The following is a 4,757-nucleotide window of genomic DNA, read 5'->3' as shown; positions in this document are numbered from 1 at the left end:
CCTCCCGCCCGGCACGTCCCGCACGTCCCGCACGTCTAGCACGTCTCGTACGTCGGGCACGTCCGCCGACGGACCCGTCGGGCCGCCCGCCGACCGAGCGGGGGACCGCGCGTGAACGGCCTCGACGTCGCGGCGCTCGTCGTCGCCGCCGCGCTGCTCGTCTACCTCGTCGTGCAGCTGCTGCGCGCCGACAAGGTCCGGTGAGCGCGGTGACCGCCGTCCTCCAGGTCGGGCTCGTCGTCGTGGTCCTCGCGGCCGCGCACCGCCCGCTCGGTGCGTACCTCGCGCGCGTCTTCACCTCCCGCAGGCACCTCGCCGTCGAGCGCGCCGGGTACCGCGTCATGCGCGTCGACCCCGACGCCGAGCAGCGGTGGAGCACCTACCTCGTGTCGCTCCTCGGTTTCTCGCTCGCGTCCGTCCTGGTGCTGTTCGGGCTGGCCCGGCTCCAGGACCGGCTGCCGCTGTCGGTCGGCGCGCCCCCGATGGACCCCGCGGGGGCGTGGAACACCGCCGTCTCGTTCGTGACCAACACCAACTGGCAGTGGTACTCGGGCGAGACCGCCGCCGGGCACCTGCTCCAGATGGCCGGGCTCGCGGTGCAGAACTTCGTGTCGGCCGCCGTCGGGCTCGCGGTCGCGGTCGCGCTGATCCGCGGGTTCGCGCGGTCCGGGACGGACGCGCGCGTCGGCAACTTCTGGTCCGACCTCGTGCGCGGCTCCGTGCGGGTCCTGCTGCCGCTCGCGTTCGTCGCGGCGCTCGCGCTCGTCGCGGGTGGCGTGATCCAGAACCTGCACGCGCCGACCGAGGTCACGACCCTGGCCGGCGGCACCCAGCACGTGCTCGGCGGACCTGTCGCGTCGCAGGAGGCGATCAAGCAGCTCGGCACCAACGGCGGCGGGTTCTTCAACGCCAACTCGGCGCACCCGTTCGAGAACCCGACGCCGTGGACGAGCGCCCTCCAGGTCGTGCTCATGCTGCTCGTCCCGCTCTCGCTGCCGCGCGCGTTCGGCCTCATGGTCGGGGACCGCCGCCAGGGCTGGGCGGTGCTCGCCACGATGGGCGTGCTCTGGGCCGGCTCGGTCGCGCTGCTGACCTGGGCCGAGACCGCCGGACCGGGGCTCGCGCCCGCCGCCGCCGGTGCTGCGCTGGAGGGCAAGGAGACGCGGTTCGGCGCGGCCGCGTCCGCGCTGTTCGCCGCGTCCACGACCGGCACGTCGACCGGCGCCGTCAACGCGATGCACGACTCGCTCACCGCACCCGGCGGCGGCGTCACGCTCGTCAACATGCTGCTCGGCGAGGTCGCGCCCGGCGGCGTCGGCAGCGGGCTCTACGGGCTGCTCGTCCTCGCGATCGTCGCGGTCTTCCTCGCCGGGCTCATGGTCGGGCGCACGCCCGAGTACCTCGGCAAGAAGATCGGGCGGCAGGAGATCACGCTCGTCGCGCTCGTCGTCCTCACCATGCCCGCCGTCGTCCTGGTCGGCACCGCGTTCGCGGTCGCACTGCCCGCGGGGCAGGCCGGCATCCAGGAGGCCGGCCCGCACGGGCTGTCCGAGGTGCTGTACGCGTTCGCGTCCGCCGGCAACAACAACGGGTCGGCGTTCGGCGGGCTCACCAGCGGCACGCCCTTCTACCAGGTGCTGCTGGGCCTCGCGATGCTCGTCGGCCGGTTCGTGCCGATCGCGCTCGTCCTCGCGCTCGCCGGGCGGCTCGCGTCGCAGCGGACCGTGCCCGCCGGGTCCGGGAGGTTGCCGACGCACGGCCCGCTGTTCGTCGGGCTGCTCGTGAGCGTCACCCTCGTCGTCGTGGCGCTCACCTTCGTCCCCGTCCTGTCCCTCGGTCCCGTCGTGGAGTCCCTGTCATGAGCACCACCCTGACCCCGGCCCGCACGGCCGGGCCGTCCACCGGTACGCCGCAGCACCGCGGTGCTCCTGCGTCCGCGCTGTCGGGCCGCCAGCTGATCGCCGCCCTGCCCGCGGCGCTGCGCGGCCTCGACCCCCGACGGCTGTGGGACGCGCCCGTGGTGCTCGTCGTCGAGGTCGGCGCCGCGTTCACGACCGTCCTCGCCGCGCTCGACCCGTCCGTCTTCGCCTGGGCCGTCGCGCTGTGGCTGTGGGCCACCGTCCTGTTCGCGACGCTCGCCGAGGCCGTCGCCGAGGGGCGCGGCAAGGCGCAGGCGGCGAGCCTGCGGGCGACGCAGCGGCAGACGACCGCGCGGCGCGTCGTCGGCGGCGCGGGAGTCGTCTCGTCGGGGGCCGTCGACGGTCCGCCGACCGAGGAGGTGCCGTCCTCCGCGCTGCGCGTCGGGGACGTCGTCGTGGTCGCGGCGGGGGAGACGATCCCGTCCGACGGCGACGTCGTCGAGGGCGTCGCGTCCGTCGACGAGTCGGCCATCACCGGCGAGTCCGCGCCCGTGATCCGCGAGTCGGGCGGCGACCGGTCCGCCGTCACGGGCGGCACGGTCGTGCTGTCCGACCGGATCGTCGTGCGCATCACCGCGCAGCCCGGGCAGACGTTCGTCGACCGGATGATCGCGCTCGTCGAGGGGTCGGCGCGGCAGAAGACGCCCAACGAGGTCGCGCTCAACGTGCTCCTCACGACGCTGACGATCGTGTTCCTGCTGGCCGTCGTGACGCTCCAGCCGTTCGCCACGTACAGCGGCGCGACGCAGGACCTCGTCGTGCTCGTCGCGCTGCTGGTCTGCCTGATCCCGACGACGATCGGTGCGCTGCTGTCGGCGATCGGCATCGCGGGCATGGACCGGCTCGTGCGGCGCAACGTGCTCGCGATGTCGGGGCGGGCCGTCGAGGCCGCGGGCGACGTGGACGTGCTGCTGCTCGACAAGACCGGCACGATCACGCTCGGCAACCGGCAGGCCGCCGACCTGCTGCCCGCACCGGGAGTCACGCCGGAGAGCCTGGCCGACGCGGCCCAGCTGTCGTCGATGGCCGACGAGACGCCCGAAGGCCGCTCGGTGCTCGTGCTGGTCAAGGAGCGGTTCGGCCTGCGCGCGCGACCCGAGGGCGACCTGGTCGACGCGGTGCTCGTGCCCTTCACGGCACGGACGCGCATGAGCGGCGTGGACCTGCCGGGCGCCGACCGACGGGTCCGCAAGGGCGCCGCCGCGGCCGTCACGCACTGGGTGCGCTCGACCGGCGGGCACGCGGGTGCCGACGTCGCGGCCACCGTCGACGCCATCTCCGCGTCGGGCGGGACGCCGCTCGTCGTCGCCGAGCAGGTCGGCTCGTCGCCCGCGCGCGTGCTCGGCGTGATCCACCTCAAGGACGTCGTCAAGGAGGGCATGCGGGAGCGGTTCGACGCGCTGCGCGCCATGGGCATCCGCACCGTCATGGTCACGGGCGACAACCCGCTGACCGCACGCGCCATCGCCGCCGAGGCCGGCGTCGACGACGTGCTCGCCGAGGCCACGCCCGAGGACAAGCTCGCGCTCATCCGGCGCGAGCAGCAGGGCGGGCGGCTCGTCGCCATGGCCGGTGACGGCACCAACGACGCGCCCGCCCTCGCGCAGGCCGACGTCGGCGTCGCCATGAACACCGGCACGACCGCCGCCAAGGAGGCGGGGAACATGGTCGACCTCGACTCCAACCCGACGAAGCTCATCGAGATCGTCGAGATCGGCAAGCAGCTGCTCCTCACGCGCGGGGCGCTCACCACGTTCTCGATCGCGAACGACGTCGCGAAGTACTTCGCGATCCTCCCCGCGATGTTCGTCGGCGCGTTCCCGCAGCTCGACGTGCTCAACGTCATGCGGCTGCACTCGCCCGAGTCGGCGATCCTCTCCGCGGTCGTGTTCAACGCGCTCGTCATCGTCGCGCTCTTGCCGCTCGCGCTGCGCGGCGTCGGGTACCGACCCGCGTCGGCGTCCGCGATGCTCCGCCGCAACCTCCTCGTCTACGGCGTCGGCGGGCTCGTCGCGCCGTTCGTCGGGATCAAGATCATCGACCTCGTCCTCTCGCTGCTCCCCGGGATCGCCTGATGTCCACGCTCACCTCGCCCGCCCCCGCCGCCCTCCCGTCCGCCACGTCGGGGCGGCCCGCCACCGTCGTCCCGTTCGTGCGGCAGACCCTCGCCGGCCTGCGCGTGCTGCTCGTCCTCACCGTCCTGCTCGGCGTCGCCTACCCGCTCGCCGTCACCGGCGTCGCGCAGGTCGCGCTCGGCTGGCGGGCCGACGGGTCACTCGTCGCGGCCGACGGGTCGCACGTGCGGGCCGCGTCGGACGCCGTCGGGTCCGCCCTCGTCGGGCAGTCCTTCGACGGGCCCCGTTGGTTCCAGCCGCGTCCGTCCGTCGCGGGCGACGGGTACGACACGCTCGCGTCAGGCGGGTCCAACCTCGGGCCGAACAACCCCGACCTGGTCGGGGAGATCGACGCGCGCCGGGCCGCGGTCGCGGAGCGCGAGGGCGTCGACCCGGCGTCCGTCCCGCCCGACGCCGTCACGGCGTCCGGGTCCGGGCTCGACCCCGACGTCTCGCCCGCGTACGCGCGGCTGCAGGTCGCGCGCGTCGCCCGCGAGAACGGGCTGCCCGTCGCCGACGTCGCGGCCCTCGTGGAGCGCTCAATCGTCGGACGTGACCTCGGGTTCCTCGGCGAGCCGCGCGTGAGCGTGCTGCGCCTCAACCTGGCGCTGCGGACAATGGGCTCGTGACCAGCCCGGACGGCGCCGCGCGTCCCGACCCCGCACCGGGGCCGGGGCGCGCACGGCCCGTGCCGGGTGCCGACGGGTCGCGGTCGGACACCGGT

At 74.7% G+C, this 4,757-nt stretch carries 4 protein-coding genes; all 4 read left to right on the top strand.

From position 1 onward, the window contains the following. Positions 1-111 precede the first annotated feature (111 nt). Genes CTKZ_RS22070 through kdpC form a run of 4 tightly spaced genes read left to right on the top strand, consistent with a single transcriptional unit; the run spans position 112 to position 4,662 of the window. Positions 112-204 carry a potassium-transporting ATPase subunit F gene (locus CTKZ_RS22070; protein WP_124343991.1) on the top strand — a complete coding sequence of 31 codons (93 nt, stop codon included), beginning with the start codon at positions 112-114 and terminating at the stop codon, positions 202-204. After that, complete coding sequence (kdpA, locus tag CTKZ_RS16635) at positions 201-1,862, top strand: potassium-transporting ATPase subunit KdpA (RefSeq protein WP_124343990.1); 1,662 nt, start codon at positions 201-203, stop codon at positions 1,860-1,862. The genes CTKZ_RS22070 and kdpA overlap by 4 nt, the downstream gene beginning before the upstream one ends. After that, complete coding sequence (gene kdpB, locus CTKZ_RS16630; RefSeq protein ID WP_124343989.1) at positions 1,859-3,994, top strand: potassium-transporting ATPase subunit KdpB; 2,136 nt, start codon at positions 1,859-1,861, stop codon at positions 3,992-3,994. The genes kdpA and kdpB overlap by 4 nt, the downstream gene beginning before the upstream one ends. Next, positions 3,994-4,662: a potassium-transporting ATPase subunit KdpC gene (gene kdpC, locus CTKZ_RS16625; protein WP_124343988.1), complete on the top strand. Its 669-nt coding sequence runs from the start codon at positions 3,994-3,996 to the stop codon at positions 4,660-4,662. Before kdpB ends, kdpC begins: the two co-directional genes overlap by 1 nt. Positions 4,663-4,757 lie beyond the last annotated feature (95 nt).

The organism is Cellulomonas algicola, assembly GCF_003851725.1.
GTDB lineage: Bacteria > Actinomycetota > Actinomycetes > Actinomycetales > Cellulomonadaceae > Cellulomonas > Cellulomonas algicola.
Note: the sequence above shows the minus strand (reverse complement) of the source record. Positions and strands in the feature narration are given on the sequence as shown.